At 64.7% G+C, this 18,318-nt stretch carries 13 protein-coding genes; 6 read left to right on the top strand and 7 right to left on the bottom strand.

The annotated features are described in order from the left end of the window. Positions 1-83: 83 nt before the first annotated feature. Positions 84-1,424: an ATP-dependent 6-phosphofructokinase gene (locus BerOc1_RS07760; protein ID WP_071545147.1), complete on the bottom strand. Its 1,341-nt coding sequence runs from the start codon at positions 1,422-1,424 to the stop codon at positions 84-86. Between the two features lie 224 nt (positions 1,425-1,648). On the opposite strand from BerOc1_RS07760, the gene BerOc1_RS07755 reads away from it, so the two are divergent. From BerOc1_RS07755 to BerOc1_RS07745, 3 genes are all read left to right on the top strand, one after another. Next, entirely contained in the window at positions 1,649-2,494 is an 846-nt protein-coding gene (locus BerOc1_RS07755; protein ID WP_071545146.1) for a zinc metalloprotease HtpX, read from the top strand. 1 nt (position 2,495) lies between these two features. Then, positions 2,496-3,821, top strand: coding sequence for a trypsin-like peptidase domain-containing protein (locus BerOc1_RS07750; protein ID WP_071545145.1), 1,326 nt, complete (start codon positions 2,496-2,498; stop codon positions 3,819-3,821). A gap of 89 nt (positions 3,822-3,910) precedes the next feature. Next, positions 3,911-4,480, top strand: a complete 570-nt coding sequence (locus BerOc1_RS07745) for a class I SAM-dependent methyltransferase (RefSeq protein ID WP_084641238.1) — start codon at positions 3,911-3,913, stop codon at positions 4,478-4,480. 261 nt (positions 4,481-4,741) lie between these two features. Here the strand turns inward: BerOc1_RS07745 and BerOc1_RS07740 are convergent, their stop codons facing one another. The 4 genes from BerOc1_RS07740 to BerOc1_RS07725 form a co-directional block, all read right to left on the bottom strand. Beyond that, on the bottom strand, positions 4,742-6,643 hold the full coding sequence (locus tag BerOc1_RS07740; RefSeq protein WP_071545143.1) for a SurA N-terminal domain-containing protein: 1,902 nt from the start codon (positions 6,641-6,643) through the stop codon (positions 4,742-4,744). Positions 6,644-6,708: 65 nt separating this feature from the next. Beyond that, a complete protein-coding gene (locus BerOc1_RS07735) occupies positions 6,709-8,631 on the bottom strand; it encodes an aconitate hydratase (protein WP_071545142.1) in 1,923 nt (640 codons plus the stop codon). 126 nt (positions 8,632-8,757) lie between these two features. Continuing rightward, entirely contained in the window at positions 8,758-9,063 is a 306-nt protein-coding gene (locus BerOc1_RS07730; protein WP_071545141.1) for a hypothetical protein, read from the bottom strand. Beyond that, entirely contained in the window at positions 9,032-10,831 is a 1,800-nt protein-coding gene (locus BerOc1_RS07725; protein ID WP_071545140.1) for a chorismate mutase, read from the bottom strand. Before BerOc1_RS07725 ends, BerOc1_RS07730 begins: the two co-directional genes overlap by 32 nt. Before the next feature lie 234 nt (positions 10,832-11,065). On the opposite strand from BerOc1_RS07725, the gene BerOc1_RS07720 reads away from it, so the two are divergent. After that, positions 11,066-11,503 (top strand): YMGG-like glycine zipper-containing protein, encoded by a 438-nt coding sequence (locus tag BerOc1_RS07720; protein ID WP_071545139.1) that lies wholly within the window; start codon positions 11,066-11,068, stop codon positions 11,501-11,503. A 253-nt stretch (positions 11,504-11,756) separates the two neighbouring features. Then, positions 11,757-14,450 (top strand): chemotaxis protein CheW, encoded by a 2,694-nt coding sequence (locus tag BerOc1_RS07715; protein ID WP_084641235.1) that lies wholly within the window; start codon positions 11,757-11,759, stop codon positions 14,448-14,450. Here the strand turns inward: BerOc1_RS07715 and BerOc1_RS07710 are convergent. Next, entirely contained in the window at positions 14,425-15,279 is an 855-nt protein-coding gene (locus BerOc1_RS07710) for a DMT family transporter (RefSeq protein WP_071545138.1), read from the bottom strand. The two genes, BerOc1_RS07715 and BerOc1_RS07710, sit on opposite strands and share 26 nt — an antisense overlap. 105 nt (positions 15,280-15,384) lie before the next feature. Between BerOc1_RS07710 and BerOc1_RS07705 the strand changes: the two genes are divergently transcribed. Next, positions 15,385-16,107: a DUF1295 domain-containing protein gene (locus BerOc1_RS07705; RefSeq protein WP_071545137.1), complete on the top strand. Its 723-nt coding sequence runs from the start codon at positions 15,385-15,387 to the stop codon at positions 16,105-16,107. A 348-nt stretch (positions 16,108-16,455) separates the two neighbouring features. Here the strand turns inward: BerOc1_RS07705 and sat are convergent, their stop codons facing one another. Further along, the gene (gene sat, locus BerOc1_RS07700) at positions 16,456-17,742 is read right to left on the bottom strand and encodes a sulfate adenylyltransferase (protein ID WP_071545136.1); all 1,287 of its coding nucleotides are present in this window, start codon (positions 17,740-17,742) and stop codon (positions 16,456-16,458) included. Positions 17,743-18,318 lie beyond the last annotated feature (576 nt).

Raw genomic sequence — 18,318 nt, 5'->3', positions numbered from 1 at the left:
TGCTTTGACATACCTCATACCGATAAAAAAATGCTCAACATTCAGAGATGCATATATCCGGTTTGCGAACAAATCAAGAATAATTATTGTTCCTGCTTGTCATTTTTCATGGTCAACGGCTGGCCCGTGGATTCGAGCACGGCCCGCCAGTAGTTCGAACAGGTGCTGATCCGTTTCTTGCCCCGGGTGACCACAGCCATGGGAATGTGCACGTAGCGGCCGTTCCAGCGGGAGATGACCAGGCCGGTGCGGCCGGACATGCCCGCGTGGACCGCATGGATGCCCAGAAACGAGCAGTAGATGCGGTCGTTGGCGTTGGCCGGGACCGAGCGGATGATGTAGCTCGGGTCGATGTATTTGAGCGTGGCCTCGATGCCCTGTTTCCTGAAATGGTCGAGGATCTCCCGCTTCAGCAGGGCGGCGATGTCGCTCAGCTTGACGTTGCCCGAGGCGTCCTGCTTGCCCGAATCCTCCAGAAGATCCTGGCCCGCGCCCTCGGCCACCACGATGACCGCGTTGCCGCTCTTCTTCATGCGTTCGTCCAGGGCGGCCAGGAAGCCGTTTTCGCCGTGGATGTCGAAGGGGGATTCCGGGATGAGGCAGAAATTGACCTCCTGGCAGGCCAGGGAACTCTGGGCCGCGATGAAGCCCGCGTCCCGGCCCATGACCTTGACCAGGCCGATGCCCCAGGGCGCGCCCGTGGCCTCCACATGCGCCCCCCTGATGGCCATGGCCGCGGTCTCCACCGAGGTGTCGAAGCCAAACGAGGGCGAGACGTAGTTGATGTCGTTGTCGATGGTCTTGGGCAGGCCGACCACGGAGATGGACAGCCCGCGCTTTTCGATCTCGGCCACCACTGTGGAGGCGGCCCGCATGGTCCCGTCGCCGCCGATCATGAACAGGATGGAGACGTTCATGCGTTCCAGCGCGTCCACGATGGCCTCCGGGTCCTGGGGCCCGCGCGAGCTGCCCAGCACCGTGCCGCCGAACTCGTGGATGCGCGAGACGAAGTCCGGGGTCAGATCGACGACGTCGTAGCCCTGCTCGGGCACGAATCCGGCCAGGCCGTACTGGATGCCGAGCACGGACGGGACCCTGTATTCATGGTAGGCGGTCATGACGATGGCCCGGATGACGTCGTTCAGGCCGGGGCACAGCCCGCCGCAGGTGACCACCGCGCATTTGGTCTTGCTCGGGTCGTAGTATACCTTGTCGCGGGGGCCGGCGGATTCGAAATAGATGGGCTCGGGCTTCTTGCGGCTCTTGGGTCCGCCCTCCACGGACCTGCGGGAGATGTCCACCAGAACGGCGTCCTCCTCCTCCACGAAATTGCCGAACTTGATGGGGTTGGCGATCTTGGCCGTGCCTACGGTGGAAATCTCGGTGGATTTGGGTATGGGGCTTTCGAAATTACATGCTTTCATTGTCTCGACCTCTCAAATTCAGCAATAGTCCTTTGGCCTAACGTATTATAACGATTTCGTCCTGTGGGCAAACTGTATCTGTGTTTTTTCTCAATACTATAACGGGAAATCGCCGGATCGACGCTTGGCGGCGGGCAGGGAGGCGCATCGGGTCTTGACCTTTGCGGGCAAATCCCTATCTACTGGTTTCGCGATAATGCGCGTTGCCGGAGGATATCGATCATATGACCAGTCAGATCAAAACCCTGCTGCTTCTGGGCCTGCTCACCGGCCTGCTGATGGCCCTGGGCGGCGCCATGGGCGGACGCGCCGGATTGTTCCTGGCCTTCGGGTTCGCCATGCTCATGAACGTGGGCAGCTATTGGTATTCGGACAAGATAGTCCTGCGCATGTACAAGGCGCGGCCCTTGTCCCCGGGCGACGCACCGCACATCCACCGGGTGGTCGGCGAAATGGCCCAGGCCGCGGGCATCCCCAAGCCGCGCATCGTGCTCATCCCCCAGGACGCGCCCAACGCGTTCGCCACCGGCCGCAATCCGCAAAACGCCGTGGTCGCGGTCACGCGCGGGATAGTCGACATCCTGGACCCCGACGAGCTGCAGGGCGTGCTGGCCCACGAACTCGGCCACATCGTCAACCGCGACATCCTCATCCAGACCATCGCGGCCGTGCTGGCCGGGGCCATCGTGTTCATCGCCAACATGCTTCAGTTCACCGCCATCTTCGGCGGCTTCTCTCGCGACGAAGAGAACGGCAACCCCCTGGCCGCGCTGGCCATGGCCTTTCTCGCGCCCATCGCCGCCACCCTGATCCAGATGGCCATTTCCCGGTCGCGCGAATACCTGGCCGACGCCACGGGCGCGCGCCTGTCCAACCCGAACGACCTGGCCGACGCCCTGGCCAAGCTCGACTCGGCCGCCCAGCGGGTGCCGCTTGAGGGCAACCCGGTCACCGAGAACCTGTTCATCGTCAATCCGTTCAGCGGGCGGAGGGCCGCGTCCCTGTTCGCCACCCACCCGCCCATTGAAGACCGCATCGCGCGCCTCAGGGCCATGGCCCAAGGCAGGTAGCATGAATCGTACCGTATCCCTTTTCCTCCTTCTCCTTTCCCTTTTCTCCTTCGCCTCCGTCCCCGCCCAGGCCGCCGACCGCCGCACCCCGGTGGTCCGCGCCGTGGAAGCGGTCAGCCCCTCGGTGGTCAACATCACCGTGACCTCCACGGTCCCGGGCAACGGTTCGCCCTTCGGCGATCCCTTTTTCGACCAGTTCTTCAGGCAATATTATAACCAGCGTCCACGCCGCTCCCAGAGCCTCGGCTCGGGCGTGATCATCGACGGCAAAAAGGCGTTGGTCCTGACCAACGCCCATGTCATCGCCTCGGGCGGCGACATCGCCGTGCGCCTCAAGGACGGCCGGGAGTTCAAGGCCGACCTGGTCGGCTCGGACGCCGACTTCGACCTGGCCGTGCTCAAGCTTGAGAACGCCCACGATCTGCCCCAGGTCTCCATGGGCGACTCGGAGGGCATCTTCATCGGCGAGACGGTCATCGCCATCGGCAACCCGTTCGGCTACTCCAACACCGTGACCACCGGCGTGGTTTCGGCCCTGAACCGGCCCATGAAGACCGACGCCGGGGCCTACGGCAGCTTCATCCAGACCGACGCGGCCATCAATCCCGGCAACTCCGGCGGCCCGCTGCTGAACATCAACGGCGAGCTCATCGGCATCAACACCGCCATCCAGGCCCGGGCCGAGGGCATCGGCTTCGCCATCCCCATCAACAAGGCCAAGCACGTCATCGCCGAGCTCCTCGACGCCGGCCACGTCTCGCCCATCTGGCTCGGCCTGTTCGGCCAGGACGTGGACCAGGCCGCGGCCCGCTATTTCAATCTCAAGGACCTGAACGGCATGCTCGTCACCGAGGTCTATCCCGGCACCCCGGCGGCGGACGCGCTGATCAAGCCCGGCGACGTGCTCGTATCCTTCAACGGCCGGGTCCTGGCCAACAAGACCGACTACCTGACCCGGCTGTTCAGCGTGACCAAGTCCGAGTCCGTCAACCTGACCGCCCTGCGCGACGGGCAGGCGATCCGCCTGCACCTGAGACCCCAGGTCCTGGACAAGGCCATGGCCCTGAAGCTGGTGCGCTCCCACTGGGGGTTCGAACTGGCCGACCGGGGACAGGGAACGGGCGCGGAGGTGACCGGCGTGGTCCCGGGCTCGGCGGCGGCCAAGCTCGGCCTCAAGCAGGGCGACGTCATCCATCAGATAGGCAACCGCAGCCTGCGTTCGGGCATCGACCTGCTCAACGCGTTTCTGCGCAACCGCATGCAGAAGACGGTCATGATGCGCGTCCAGCGCGGGCGCGGCCTGTACACCGTCCAGCTGACCCTCTAGCAAGGAGCTTTCCCATTCCCCCCGACCAACAACGCTACTGGGCCGACAAGTGTGCGGCCAAGACCTTCACCACCCCGTTCCGGCTCGACGTGTTCAACGAGCACGTCCCGGACACGAAGGCGCGCATACTGGACTTCGGCTGCGGCTACGGCCGGATCATGGCCGAACTGGCCTCGGCCGGGTACACCGACCTGACCGGCATCGACTTCTCCGAGCCCCTGGTCGAACGCGGCCTGGCCGAACACCCCGAGCTCAACCTGGCCGCCTACCCCGGCGGTCCCCTGCCGTACGGCGACGACACCTTCGACGCCGCCGTCATGCTCGCGGTCTTCACCTGCATGCTCGAGACCCGCACCCAGGCCGAGGCCCTGCTCGAGCTGAGGCGCGTGCTCCGGCCAGGCGGCGTGCTCTACGTCAACGACTTCCTGCTCAACCGCGACCGCCGCAACCTCGACCGCTACCAGCTCGGCCAGGAGAAATACGGCCTCTACGGCGTGTTCGACGTGGACGACGGCGGCACCCTGCGCCACCATGACCGCAACCACATGGAGGCCCTGTTCTCCGGCTTCACGACCCTGGCCTTCGAAGAGGTCGTCTACGAGACCATGCACGGGCACCAGTCCAACGGTTTCTACGCGGTCGTGAAGATGCCCGGGTAGCGGGCGGGCTGGATAGGGAGAGCATCCGGCGGGCCGGTTGGCGATTTCGGGCGGAAGGGAGTGCCGTTCATTTCAGCAGCTCCAAAACCGAATATCACTGCCTTTTTCGCCGCAGGCGACACAAAAAGTTTGGGAGGGTCCAGGGAACCCTTTTCAAAGGGTCCCCTGGCGGGGTCTGGGGCAGCGCCCCAGCCGCCGGAGGCAACAAAAAAAGGGCTGCTCCGTCAGGAACAGCCCTTTTTTGTCAGCAACGAGCCGGACCTATTTCAGGATGTCCGGCCGGGCGATCTCGACCTGGGCGTTCTTGCTCAGATCGTCCATGAAGGCGGCCACGGCCTCGCGGCGGTAGTTCTGTCCGGCCTGGTCCAGCCAGAACTGCTTCTGGTCCTTCCAGTCGGCGTCCGAGGCCGGGATGCGTTCGTTGAGCCGGGCCACGACCGCGCCGCCGCCGGGCATGGTGTAGACGAGCTTGAGCCAGTCCTTGTCTTCGGCGTCGAAGGCGGCCTTGGCCAGGGGCTGGCTCTGCCCCAGGCCGGGGATGTTGCCCTGGCGGTTGAACGGCTTGGTGGTCTTGATGCGCGCGGCGTATTTCTTGGCCGCCGCCTCGGCGTCGGGACCGGTCAGGGCCGCATGGATCTTGTCGGCCTCGGTCTGGGCCAGTTCCGCGCCCTTCTGGTCCTTGAGGGTGTTGACGATGGTCTGGCGGACCAGCTTGAGGGCCATGATCGAAGGCGCGATGTCCTCGACCTTTTCCACGAGCATGTAGCCGCCGTTGATGGCCACCGGGCTCTTGTAGGCGGTGCCGGGGGCCAGGTCGGACACGGCCTTGGCCGTGTCCGCGGACATGCCGAAGGTCTGGGCCAGGTACTGGGCGGGCATGGGATCGGTGGTCTCGGTCTCGAGGGAGAGCTCGGAGGCGATGTCGGTCAGGGCCATGCCGGACACGAGACGGTCCGTGGCCTGGTCCAGGAGGTCGTTGGCCTTGTCGGACGCCTTTTCCTCGGCCAGGCGGTTCTTGATCTCGTCCCTGGCCTCCTCAAGGGTCTTGGCGGTTCCTTCCTTCTTGTCCTCGACCTTGATGACGTGCCAGCCGAACCGGGTCTTGACCGGCTCGGACACCTCGCCCTTGTCCAGGGCGAAGGCGGCCTTTTCGAAATCCGGGACCATGGCGCCCCGGCCGAACCAGCCCAGATCGCCGCCGTTGGGCGCGCTGGGGCCGTCGGAGTTCTCTTCGGCCAGCTTGGCGAAGTTCGCCCCGGCCCTGGCTTCCTTGTAGATTTTGTCGATGCGCTCCTTGGCCTTCTTCTGGGCGGCCTCGGAGTCGGAGTCCTTGACCGTGACCAGGATGTGCCGGGCGTGGATCTGTTCGGGCTCCTGCAATGCGTCCTTGTTGGCCGCGTAGTATTCGGCGATCTCGTCGTCGGTCACGGCCTGGAACTTGGCCAGGTAGGCCGGGGTGAAGGAGAGGGTCCGCAGGGTGACCTGGGCCGGGATCTGGAAGCGGTCCTGATTGGCCTTGTAGTAGGCCTCGATCTCGGCCTCGTCCACCTTCACGTCCTTGCGGAAGTCCACGGGCAGGACCTCGATGTAGTCGAGGCTGACCTGCTCGCCGATCCAGTCGAAGATCTGGCGGGCCTGGGCCTCGGACACGTCGGCCGAAGCGCCCACGGCGTCCTTGACCCGCTGCATGGTCAGGTCCTGACGGTAGTTGGCCTCGAACTCGGCCGGGGTCATGCGGATTCCTTGCAGGGCGGCGAGGTAGCGCTGCTTGTCGAAGTTGCCGTTGTCGTCCTTGAAGGCGGCCACCGAGGCGATGCCCTGGGCCACTTCCTGGTCCGAGGCGCGGATGCCGAGCTTCTGGGCCTGGTCGAGGAGGAGTTTCTCGCTGATCAGCTGGCCCAGGACCAGCTGCTTGAATTCCGGGGACCTGGTCTGCGCAGGGGGCAGGTCCGGGTTGGACCGGCGGAGGTTTTCCGCCGCGCGTTCATACATCTGCTGGTATTCGGCCCGGGAGATGACCTGGCCGTTCACCGTGGCCACGGTCGGGTCGCCCGAGTTGTTCAGCCCGGACATGCCGAAGGCGAACACGAAGATGAAGATGATGACGGCAAAGAGTATCTTGACGATCCAGCCGGATGCGTTGTTGCGCATTATTTCTAACATTTTTGCTCCGATAGCTATGATGAACAGGTTGCCTCCCCCGAAGGGGAGGCAACGTCGTGCCGATCTTAGGACTTGCCTTCCCGAACGGCGTTCAGGAGGCCACCTGCCTGGATAATCTGTAGTTCCTTTTCGGTCAAATCATTTGTGACCGCAACGGTTGCGCCGTTGCCCGCGACCATGTTCACGGTCCCGCCGGGGGTGATTTCCGAGGCCGGGATGGTCAGGTCGACGCCCTCTTCCAGCCGGTCGTAGTCGGACGGGTCGACCAGCAACAGAGGCAGGATGCCGAAGTTGACCAGGTTGGCCCGGTGGATGCGGGCCAAAGACTTGACCACCACGGCCTTGACGCCCAGGTGGCGCGGCCCCAGGGCCGCATGCTCGCGGCTGGAGCCCTGGCCGTAGTTCTCGCCGCCCAGGATGACGCCCTTGCCGTGCTCCTGCATGCGGGAGACGAACCCTTCGTCCACGCGGGAGAAGATGTACTGGCTGATGGCCGGGATGTTGGACCGCAGGGCCGTGATCTGCGCGCCCGCGGGCAGGATGTGGTCGGTGGTGATATTGTCGCCGACCTTGAGCAGGACCTTGGCCTCCACGGTCTCGGGCAGCTTGTCGAAGTCCTCCAGGGCCACGATGTTCGGTCCGCGCAGGACCTCCACCGAGGAGCCGTCCTCGGGCGGGAAGACGAACAGGTCGCGGATGGACGGCACGTCGTCCGGCAGGGAGACGCGGTCGGGCGCCGGGCCCCAGGTGGCCGGGTCGGTGAACTCGCCGTCCAGGGCGAGCTTGGCCGCCGTCTGGGCCGAGGCCAGGTAGACCTGGCCGTCCTGGGTGCCGGAGCGGCCCTCGAAGTTGCGGTTGAAGGTGCGCACGGACACGCCGGCCGAGACCGGGGAGCCGCCCATGCCGATGCACGGGCCGCAGGAACATTCGAGCAGGCGCGCGCCCGCGTCCAGCAGGGGTTCGATCAGCCCTTCGCGGGAGAGCATTTTGAGGACCTGCTTGGAGCCGGGGGAGATCATCAGGTCGGTCTCGGGCGGGGTCATGTGCCCGGCCAGGATCTGGGCGGTGTTCTTGAGGTCGGAGTAGGAGGAGTTGGTGCAGGAGCCGATGGCCACCTGGTCGATCTTCTTCCCGGCCAGGTCCTTGACCTTGCAGACCTGGTCCGGCATGTGCGGCTGGGCCACCATGGGCTCCAGATCGGACAGGTTGATGGTCACCACCTCGTCGTACTCGGCGTCCGCGTCCGCGACCAGTTCCGTCCAGTCGTCGGCCCGGCCCATCTTGGTCAGGAAGTCGCGGGTGGTCTCGTCGGACGGGAAGATGGACGTGGTCGCGCCCAGCTCGGCGCCCATGTTGGTGATGGTCGCGCGGTCGGGCACGGACAGCGAGGCCACGCCCGGACCGGCGTATTCGAAGACCTTGCCCACGCCGCCCTTGACGGTCAGCAGCCTGAGCAACTCGAGGATGACGTCCTTGCCCTGGGCCCAGCCGGTCAGCTCGCCGGTCAGCTCGACCTTGACCACCTTGGGCATGGGGATGAAGTACGCTTCGCCGGCCATGGCCAGGGCCACGGACAGGCCGCCCGCGCCCATGGCCATGGCCCCGATGCCGCCCGCGGTGGGGGTGTGGGAGTCCGAACCGATGAGCGTCGCGCCGGGCTTGGCGAAATTCTCCAGGTGGAGCTGGTGGCAGATGCCGGTGCCCGCGGGCGAGAAGACCGCGCCGGACTTGGCGGCCACGGTGCGCAGGAAGCGGTGGTCGTCCGGGTTGCGGAAGCCCATCTGCAGGGTGTTGTGGTCCACGTAGCTCACGGACAGGTCCGTGCGGACCCTGCCGATGCCGATGGCTTCATACTGGAGCCAGGCCATGGTGCCGGTGGCGTCCTGGGTCAGGGTCTGGTCGATGCGCAGGCCGACTTCCTCGCCGGGAACCATACTCCCGGAGACGAGGTGCTTCTCGATGATCTTGTGGGTGATGTTCTTGCCCATGGTCTCTCCTACAATGCGTTGGGTCTCTCTCGTGACCGTTCGGGGCGGCCTGTCCGGGTCTCTCACCTCCCGGCCCCGCCCCGTTCGGGATTGGTCCTTGTACCTATGATGCGAACGGCGCGGGGGTCAGAACAGAAAACCGTTCTTGACGCCCTCCGAGGGCTCCATGTCCCCGATGCCGAGCTTGATCCGGTTGATCTTGTTGGTCCGAAACTGGATCTCCACGTCCAGGCGCAGCTTGTCCTGCTGCGCCCGGAAGATCTCCTCGTGGCGGTACACGCCCTTGGCCGGGTCCTCTTCGTCCCGCAGCCGCCGGACGGCGTGCTTGGTCCGCTCCAGTTCCAGGGTCAGCTGCGCCACCTCCGCCTCAAGGACGTTGATGTCGTCGCTCAGCCGTTTGTCACCGGATTTTGATTCGTCTTCTCGTGTCATCCTTCTTCTCGCGTTCCGGTTTGGGTTTCATCTTGCCGGTGGGCAGGGAGTTGTAGAAGTTCCAGAACTCGGGCCAGGTGGCGGTCACCTCGCCGTGATTCTCGAGCACGATGCCGGGCACGGCGAAGGCGGCCAGGGCGCAGCCCATGGACCAGACCGGTTCCGGGCTGAACCAGGTGCCGTCCCACTGCGGGTTGCCGGGCTTGAGATGGATGACGTCGCCGTCGATCTCGTAGCTCGCGCCCATGCGGTCGAGCAGCTCCACGGCCACGTCGTTGTCCGCGCCGGACAACCGGGCGTCGCCCACCTTGAGCGCCAGGGCCAGGGCCAGGGGCATGAGGTCCGGGGACGCGCCCAGCGGGATGTCCGCCGATTCGGGCAACTCGTTCTCCATGACGGCCACCACGTTCTCGGTGGCCACGTCGACGCGCAGGCCGAGCGCTCTGAGCTGTTCGAGCACGCGGTCGGCCTGCTCGTTTCTGGGCCAGGCCCCTTCCAGGTTGATACGGCCGCCGCTCAGGACGGGCAGGGCCAGGAGCATGGCGTTCAGGGGCACGGACAGGGGCAGTTGCGGCTGCGGGTCGATGGCCGGGACGCCGTCGGACACGCTGACCGAGTCCTTGCCGAGTTCCGCCTTGATGCCGCAGGCCGTAAGCACGGCCACGGCCTCGGCCACCCGGTCGCGGGCCTGCGCGGTCAGCCCCTTGACGGTCAGCCCGCCTGGGAAGGACCAGGCGGCCAGGGTCAGGGCGGCCGCGAAGTCCGGGTCGATGCCGCCGGGCAGGGTCACGGATTCGTCCATGGCTCCGCCGCATTCCAGGCGCACGGGCAGGCCGGGGTTGTTCGGGTTCATGGGCACGACCCGCGCGCCGAGCGACGGCAGCACCTTGTTCAGCGAGGCCGCGTCGAGCAGCTGCAGGGAGGGTTTGCCCGTGAACTTGCATCGCCCGGCGTGGCCCAGGGCCAGGCAGAGCAGCATGTAGAAATTGAACTTGTCCTCGCCGACAAAGGCCATGTTGCCCTCGAACTCCAGGGTCCGGCCGCCGTCGTTGCGGATGAAGTCGTCGTCCCAGTGGATGGGCGCGCCGACCTGCTTGAGGGCCTTGGCCAGGTCCTTGTTCGGGGCGTTCATGGTCACCGGGGAAAGGGTCGCCCGCGCACCGGCGGACGCGGCCATGGCCAGCATCATCCGGGTGAAGCGGAAGGAGCGGGGACCGGCGATGCCCGCCGAAACCGGCTCCACGCGCGGGGCGAGCTTGTAGCCCTCGCCTTCGAACTTCTTGCGCGCGTCGGCCAGGGAAAACTGGTTGAGCAGGGTGAAGAGCTGCTTGGTCAGTTTGGCGTCCAGGCCCAACCGGCCCGCCGAGCGGTCGAACGCGCCGCGCAGCAGCTTTTCCAACTGGGGGTCCACCAGGGACTTCTGCCGGGACTTGCGCCAAGCCCCTTCCTTGCGAATCAGAAAGGCGCGCTTCTCGAGCAGGCCCAGGATCTGGTCGTCGATGTCGGCGATGTCGTTGTAGCGGTGGCCGGTGACCACCTCGGACTTGGACGGCGCGTCGTCGTCCACGGGCGGGGCCTCGGGCCTGCGCCCGAAAAAGTCGCGTCCGCCCCGTTTCGGGCCGCGCTTGTCGAACTTGCGCGGACCGCGTTTCTCGTCGCGCTGCGGGCGGTCGTTGTCGTATCGGGGGGTATTGTCGGGAGCGCCCTGTCCGGCGTCCCTGCGGGGGCGGTCCTCGAAGGGACCGTCGTCTTTGCGGATCTTGATCATAGTCTTTCCGTCTTCCTTATGTATGATATGGTTCCCGGCGGACCGGGAAAGGCTTCTCTAGCCCGAAAACGCGCGATATGCAAGGCCCGGTGGGCGGGCTCCGCCACATGGGCTTAAGGTTTCCGTACTGGACAAGCCGGGCCGCAAAGGGCACATTGGAATGAACCGGCCCGGCCTCTCTGCCTGGTCCGGCGAGGTTTCGCAAAGCACTTTAATTCCATGGAGGTAATAGCCATGAGGAAAGTACTGATAGCCGCGCTGCTGGTCTGTTTCGTGGCCGCGGGCTACGGCTGCGCCAACAAGGCCCAGCAGGGCGCCGGCGTCGGCGGCCTGGCGGGTGCGACCATCGGCGCCCTGACGTTCAAGAACAAGCTCCTCGGCGCGGCCGTGGGCGCGGGCGTCGGCACCCTGGTCGGCTACATCGTCGGCAACGAATGGGACAAGCACGACGAGGCCCAGGTCCAGCAGACCCTGGAGACCGGCAGGTCCGACCAGCCGCACGCCTGGACCAACCCGGACACCGGGGCCAGCTACACGGCCACCCCGAGCCCGCCGTACATGGCCGAGAAGAAGGTCTACCGCGACGTCTACATCAAGGACGAGAAGGACGGCGACACCATCATGGCCAAGGCTTGGCGCGACGACCAGGGCGTCTGGCACCTCAAGGAGTAGCCGCCGGACGGTACGACGGCCCACACGGACAAAACCGGGAACCCCGCTGCGGCGGGGTTCCCTTTTTTTTGCGCCCGGCGTCCGTCCGGAATGTTACGGGGCTTTATATTGTCGCCCGGGGTCGGGTATTGCCATGGACGGATTTCGAGAAGAATGGTAGGAGCGATTACGAAAATGCATATTTTCATCGATAATATCGGAATGTGAAAGGCGGGTGATGCTTTTTTTGTCAATACAGTGAGGGAGATGGACTGTGTCGAACGGGATTCAATACAAGGATGTCGAAATTCCGGCCGAACTGGCCGGGCTGATCAACCACATGGCCGATGTGGAGGGCTATCGCGAGGAACTCCATAATCTTGGTAACCAATGGGATTTATTGACTATACTTGGTCAAATGAGCGGGACCGGCACGGATATGACCGGTACCCGGCACGGCTTCCTCCGGCTGACCTCGGAGCTGCTCAGCCAGCTCGGGCTGGAGACGCTCAAGAAGACCGTCCAGGAGATCGCGGGCAAGGCGCAGGTCGCCGTGGACATCGTCATCCGCAACCTGTTCGAGCGCACGGCCGACATTGGCTTTCTGGCCACGGACGACGACATCCGCGAGTTCCTCCGGGTGGAGGCCGGGCTTGAGGCCCAACTGGCCGAGCTCGACCCGGTCTCGGAACAGGCCCGGGAGCTGGAGGCCGTGCGCGAGGGGCACGTGGAACGCATCGCGGCCCGGTTCCAGGAGTACGTGGCCAAGTATTCAGTGTATTTCAACATCATCCTCATGGACACCGAAGGGCGGGTGGTCGCCCAGCTGGACCGGGCCAACGACATCCGCGTCTCGTCCGACCCGCTGGTGGCCGAGTCCCTGACCACGTCCAGTGAGTACGTGGAGGTCTTCCGCAAGAGCGACCTGCTCGCGGACCAGGGGGATTCGCTCATCTACGCCTACCGCGTGACCGAGACCAACTCGGCCGACTCCGCCCCGCTGGGCGTGCTCTGCCTGTGCTTCCGCTTTCAGAACGAGATGGACGGGGTCTTCCGCAACCTGGGCAGCGAGAACGACTGGTCGGTCATGACCCTGCTGGACAAGACCGGCCGGGTCATCGCCAGCAGCGACGGGTACCACATCCCCCTGGGCGCGGTGCTCGACTTCGACGCCGAGGCCAAGTTCAAGGTCACCCGGTTCGCCGGGCGGCAGTACCTGGCCAAGACCTGCTCCACCAAGGGGTATCAGGGCTATTACGGCCTGGGCTGGTACGGCCACGTGATGATTCCGCTGGAGCACGCCTTCAACCAGTCCGGCTCGGATGGGCTGCACCAGCGGGTGGACCAGGCGATCCTCGAGGCGGTCATGAACGACCCCAGGCTCTTTTCCGAAAAGCTGCGCTCCATCCCGCTTCAGGCGGAGCACATCCAGCGCGAACTGGAGCGCACGGTCTGGAACGGCAACGTGCGCGAGAGCGACGCGCAGTCCAAGGTCCTGCTGTGGAACATCTCGGACGCGGGCGCACGGACCAAGATGGTCTTCGAGCAGTCCATCGGCAACCTGCACGAGACCGTGGTCTCCGGCATTCTCAACGACGTGGAGTTCCAGGCCGCCCTGGCCGTGGACATCATGGACCGCAACCTTTACGAGCGGGCCAACGACTGCCGCTGGTGGGCCCTGACCTCGGCCTTCCGCAAGATTTTGTCCCAGCCCGAGATCTCCACCCTGGACGCCGAGACCATCGGCTCCATCCTGGCCTACATCAACGGGCTGTACACGGTGTACACCAACCTGTTCGTCTACGACGCCCGAGGCACGATCCTGGCGGTCTCGGATCCGTCCCAGGCGCGTATCGTGGGCACCACCCTGTCCGACGACCTGTGCCAGTGGACCCTCTCACTGGAGGGCTCCCAGGACTACGCCGTGTCCCCGTTCGAATCCACCCGGCTTTACGACGGGCGGCACACCTACATCTACGGCGCGGCCATCACCGACATCGCCCGGCCCGGCCGGGTGGTCGGCGGCATCGGCATCGTCTTCGACGGCGAGCCGCAGTTCCGGGAGATGCTCCTGGACTCCCTGCCGCGCGGCGAGAAGGGCGAGGTCCTGGAAGGATGCTTCGGCGTGTTCACGGACCGCAAGGGGCGGGTCATCAGCTGTACCGGCGACCGCTTCGCCGTGGGCGACACCCTGAGCGTGGACGACGCCATCCAGCGGCTGCCCCGGGGCAAGGGCACCTCCAGGATCATCGAGTTCGACGGCTCCTACTACGCGGTCGGGGCCCGGGTCGGCGCGGGCTACCGGGAGTACAAGGTCGACGACGGCTACGTCAACGACGTCGTGGCCATGGTCTTCGTGCCCCTGGCCGAGGTCTCGGAAAAGCCCAAGACCGTGGTCCGCCGCCGCGAGATCGGCGTGGGCGTCAGCCATAAGCGGGCCAGCGGCATGGATTGCATCGAACTGGCGACCTTCTACATCGGCGACAAGTGGCTGGGCATCAACGCGGTGCACGTGGACGAGGCGGTCAACTCAGAGGGGCTGACCACCATCCCGGGTTCGCCGGACTATGTCATCGGCAAGTTCGTGTACAACGACGAACTGATCACGGTCATCGACATCCGCACCCAGTTGCGCCTGGCCCCGGTCCGGTTCGACCCCAACGCGCCCATCGTGGTGGTCCGGGCGGATTCGGCCCACATCGGCATCGTGGTCGACGCCCTGGGCGAGATCCCGGAGATCTGCATGGACCGCGTGGACAAGGCCAACTCCATGCTCGATTCGAGCAAGGGATACGTGGACTGCATCATCAAGCCCGAGCTGCACAGCGAGCAGAAGGAACTGCTGGTGGTCATCGATCCCACCCGGCTGGTCAAGGCCCTGATCATCAACGGGGCGGTCAACGGCAACGGCGACAAGGACGGCGCCCGGGCCGAAAGCGGCGTCAACGGCCGGGGGGCGAAAAAGTAGGCCGCCTGAGCGCGCTAAGCACGCCGCGCAGGGTGACGGCTCCGATGACCGCCACGCCCCCTGCCACTGCCCACGGGCCGGGCATTTCCCCGTAGCCCACGGCCACGAGCACGGGGTTGAAGATCGGCTCGAGCATCATGATCAGGATCGCCTCCAGCGCGCCGAGCCGCTTTATGGCCCAGACGTAAAGGGCCAGGGACACCCCCTGTTGCAGGACGCCGAGGTAGAGCAGTCCGAGCCATGCCTCGGCCGGAGGCGGGGCGGTGAACATGAAGGGCAGCCCGGCCAGTGCGGTCAGCCCGTGGCCGAGGATGACCGACTCCACGGGCGAGGCGTCCTTTTGTGAGCGCATGCACAAGGTGAAGACCGCGTAAGAGAGGCCGGTGCCCACGGCCACGACGTTGCCCCACAGCCCGGTGGCCGACAGCCGGTCCAGGAAGAACAGGGCCATGCCGCCCACGGTCACCGCGATGAACGCCCAGTCCGAGGGACGCGTGCGTTCCCCGAGCAGCCACGGCGCGAGCAGGGCCACGTAGACCGGCGCGGTGTAGGCCAGCAGAATGGCGTTGGCCGAGGTGGTCAGCTTGGTGGCCACCACATTGGTCACCAGCAGCCCCGCGTACCCCAACGCCGCAGCCCATTGCACCCGATTGAAGCGAAACGTCAGCCGTCCCCGGAAGAGCATGGCCAGGGTGGCCGCGGCCAGCGCGCTGCGCACCCCGGTGATGGCCATGGGATTCCACTGGACCAGCTTGATGGCCAGCCCCCCGGAGCTCCAGATGAGCGCCGTGGCCGCCATGAGCAGTATGGCCTTGGACTTCTCGGACATAACCGGTTATCTCTGCGGTAAAAAAAAGGCATTGGCAAGCGGGAAGCGCTGAGGCTTGTGATTAATCTCCCAAGCCCTGTTCCGCAGGCCGGAAAAGGGGAGTTGATGGAAGCCGGTTCAAGGAACGGAGGCGGCGTGGACCGCTCCCACGGGCGTACCCTGGCGCAGCGGGCGGTCTTTTGCCTCGGGCACCTGGCCATTGTCCTGTGCTGCGCCTGGCTGGTTTGCGGGGGATTGGAGCGGATCGGCGGCCTGTTCGGCCAAACGTGGGGCTTCACCCAAACGGGCCGGGCGGCCCTGCTGGTCGGCTGCGCCGCCCTGTACTGGCTGCGTCACGCGGTGACCCTCTTCTACCTGCTGGCGCGCCGGGTGGACTGGCCCGAGGTCTCCGGGCTGCTCGCGTTCTTCGTCCTGATCGAGCTGGGCCTGCTGCTTACGGGCGGCGGCCTGTTCACCGACGTCCCGCCCCTGTTTCGTCCCTTGGACTGGTGCGCTCTGGGCCTGGTCCTGATAGGCTCCTACCTGAACACGGCCTCCGAGACCCAGCGCAAACTCTGGAAACGCGACCCGGCCAACCGGGGCCGCTGCTACACCGACGGCCTGTCCAAATATTCCATGCACATCAACTACTTCGGCGACACGGTCATGTTCACCGGCTGGGCCCTGCTGACCGCCGCCCCGTGGGCACTCGTCCTGCCTGCCCTGATGGCCGCCATGTTCGTCGGCTACCACATCCCGGCCCTGGACGCCTACCTCGCCGCCCGCTACCCCGACGAGTTCCCGGCCTACGCCCGGACCACCAAGAAGTTCATCCCGTTCGTCTACTGAGCCGTCATTCCAAGAGCATATACAGCCAGTTTCCCCCCCCATTTTCTCGAGGCGAATCGGGTGCCACAGGCACCCGACAGCCCCCTGAAGCGCCTTTGGGGGCGGCACGCCCCAAACAGCGCCTCTCGACGCATCAAGGCGCGGAAGAGTGGGTCGGATGTGGATTTTTCGAGGGGGGATCCGACCGCAGCGTACTCCCTGTACGTGAGGATCGGAGCCCCCCTCGAAAAATTCGCAGACGGCCCGCTATCCCGCGCCGCCACCCGGTCGCGTTTTGCTGGCAAACGAAAAGGGGAGGTTGCGTCAGCAACCTCCCCTTGAGTGGTCAGCAAAACCGACCGGCGGGACTTACTTCATGTCCTGACCGGAAGCGGCCTTCTGCATCTTGACCTCGACCTTTTCGGTCAGGTTCTCGTAGTAGTCGCGGAGGATGACCAGGACTTCGTCGCGGCCGAAGTGATCCGGAACCTCGGCGCCTTCGGACAGGGCCTTGCGCAGCTTGGTGCCGGACAGGATGACGCGGTCTTCCTTGGTGTGCGGGCAGGTGCGCATGGAGGCCATGCCGTCGCACTTGTAGCAGTAGAAGGTCCAGTCGATGTTCATCGGCTGGCAGAGCAGGGCCTTGCCGGGCTCGGGGCAGGCTTCGGTGACGTAGGGGATCTTCTTGAAGATATCCTGGGCCTCGAACAGGCCGTAGAAGTCGCCGACACCGGCGTGGTCACGGCCGATGAGCATGTTGTTGATGCCGTAGTTCTGGCGGAAGGTGGCGTGCAGCAGGCCTTCGCGGGGACCGGCGTAGCGCATGTCCAGGGGGTAGCCGGCGTTGATGACGTTGTCGGCCACGAAGTAGCCGTCGATCAGGGTCTGGATGCACTTGACGCGCACGCTGCCCGGAATGTCGCCCGGCTTCAGGTTGCCGATCAGGGAGTGGATGACGCAGCCGTCACACACTTCGATGGCGATCTTGGCCAGGAACTCGTGGGAGCGGTGCATGGGGTTGCGCAGCTGCAGAGCGGCGACCTTGGACCAGCCGCGCTTTTCCATCTCGGCGCGGATCTGGGCGGGGGTCAGGTAGACGCCCGGGAAACGCTTGGCGTAGTCGCCCTCGGACAGGACCTTGACCGGGCCGGCCAGGTTGTACTTGCCCTGGGCCATGACCATCTGGACGCCGGGATGGTCTTCCATGGCGACTTCCCAGAACTTGTCGTCGGCGGAATCCTCGCCCTCGCCCTTGTAGACGAGTTCGCATTCCCACTTCTTGTCGGCTTCGGTCATCTCGTACTTCTCTTCGACCTTCATGGTGGCGTAGACCACGCCGTCCTTGGCCTTCAGAGCGACCTCGTCACCGACCTTGACGCTTTCGTCATCGGTGTCGAGAGTGATGGGGACCGGCCAGAAGGTGCCGTCGGCCATCAGGAACTTTTCGCAGACGCCGGCCCAGTCGGCCTTCTTCATGAAGCCGTTCAGCGGGGAGAAGCCGCCGATGCCCATCATGATCAGGTCGCCCTTGGCGCGATCGGAAATGTCGAGGGTCTTCAGGCCAGCGGCCTTTTTGATTTCAGCGTCGAGCTCCGAGCCTTCGAGCAGACAGCAGACGAGACCTTTACCACCGTGAGGTGCTACGAGGTTAGACATGTAAGCCTCCTAAATAGTTTGTCAGTGATTCCATTGCCTTAATTCATGGTGAGCCGCCTCGGCCGCTTGGATGACCATGAGTATTTCCCAATACTAGGGTCCGCCTTTATTGGCTGTTTGTGAAAGTCGTGTCAAGCGCTTTTTTCCGCCCGTCCCGCAACAATTTTCGCCCGATCGGGTGTCGGGAGGCGGCATAGACCTTCTCGGGAGAAAGTCTAGAGAAAAGGCCTATATTGGGCGTATTTTTTCATTGTTTTTTCAGCTGGTTGCACTGTCACCTGAATTACACCATATAAATTGAAAAAAGGCTTGCATTTGTTTGTTCGTTTACACTAAAACCGGTAAAGGTTTCATCAGGTCTTTTTTCACCGGCTGGAGCCGCCCCGCGCCCTGCCCGAACGCCTGTATTCCGGGCCTTGCCGGGCTCCCGCCCCAAAACCCGAGACACGGTTGACTATATACGCTTGTTCAAAAATTCACTTTCACGTTGACAAGGGTGTTTCGTCTTGCTAATCCCAAATTCCGCCCGCTTTAATTCGGACGCCGATTTTTCGTTTTAGGTAGAGGATGTCGGTT

This window comes from Pseudodesulfovibrio hydrargyri, from assembly GCF_001874525.1.
In the GTDB taxonomy this organism is placed as follows: Bacteria; Desulfobacterota; Desulfovibrionia; order Desulfovibrionales; family Desulfovibrionaceae; genus Pseudodesulfovibrio; species Pseudodesulfovibrio hydrargyri.
Note: the sequence above shows the minus strand (reverse complement) of the source record. Positions and strands in the feature narration are given on the sequence as shown.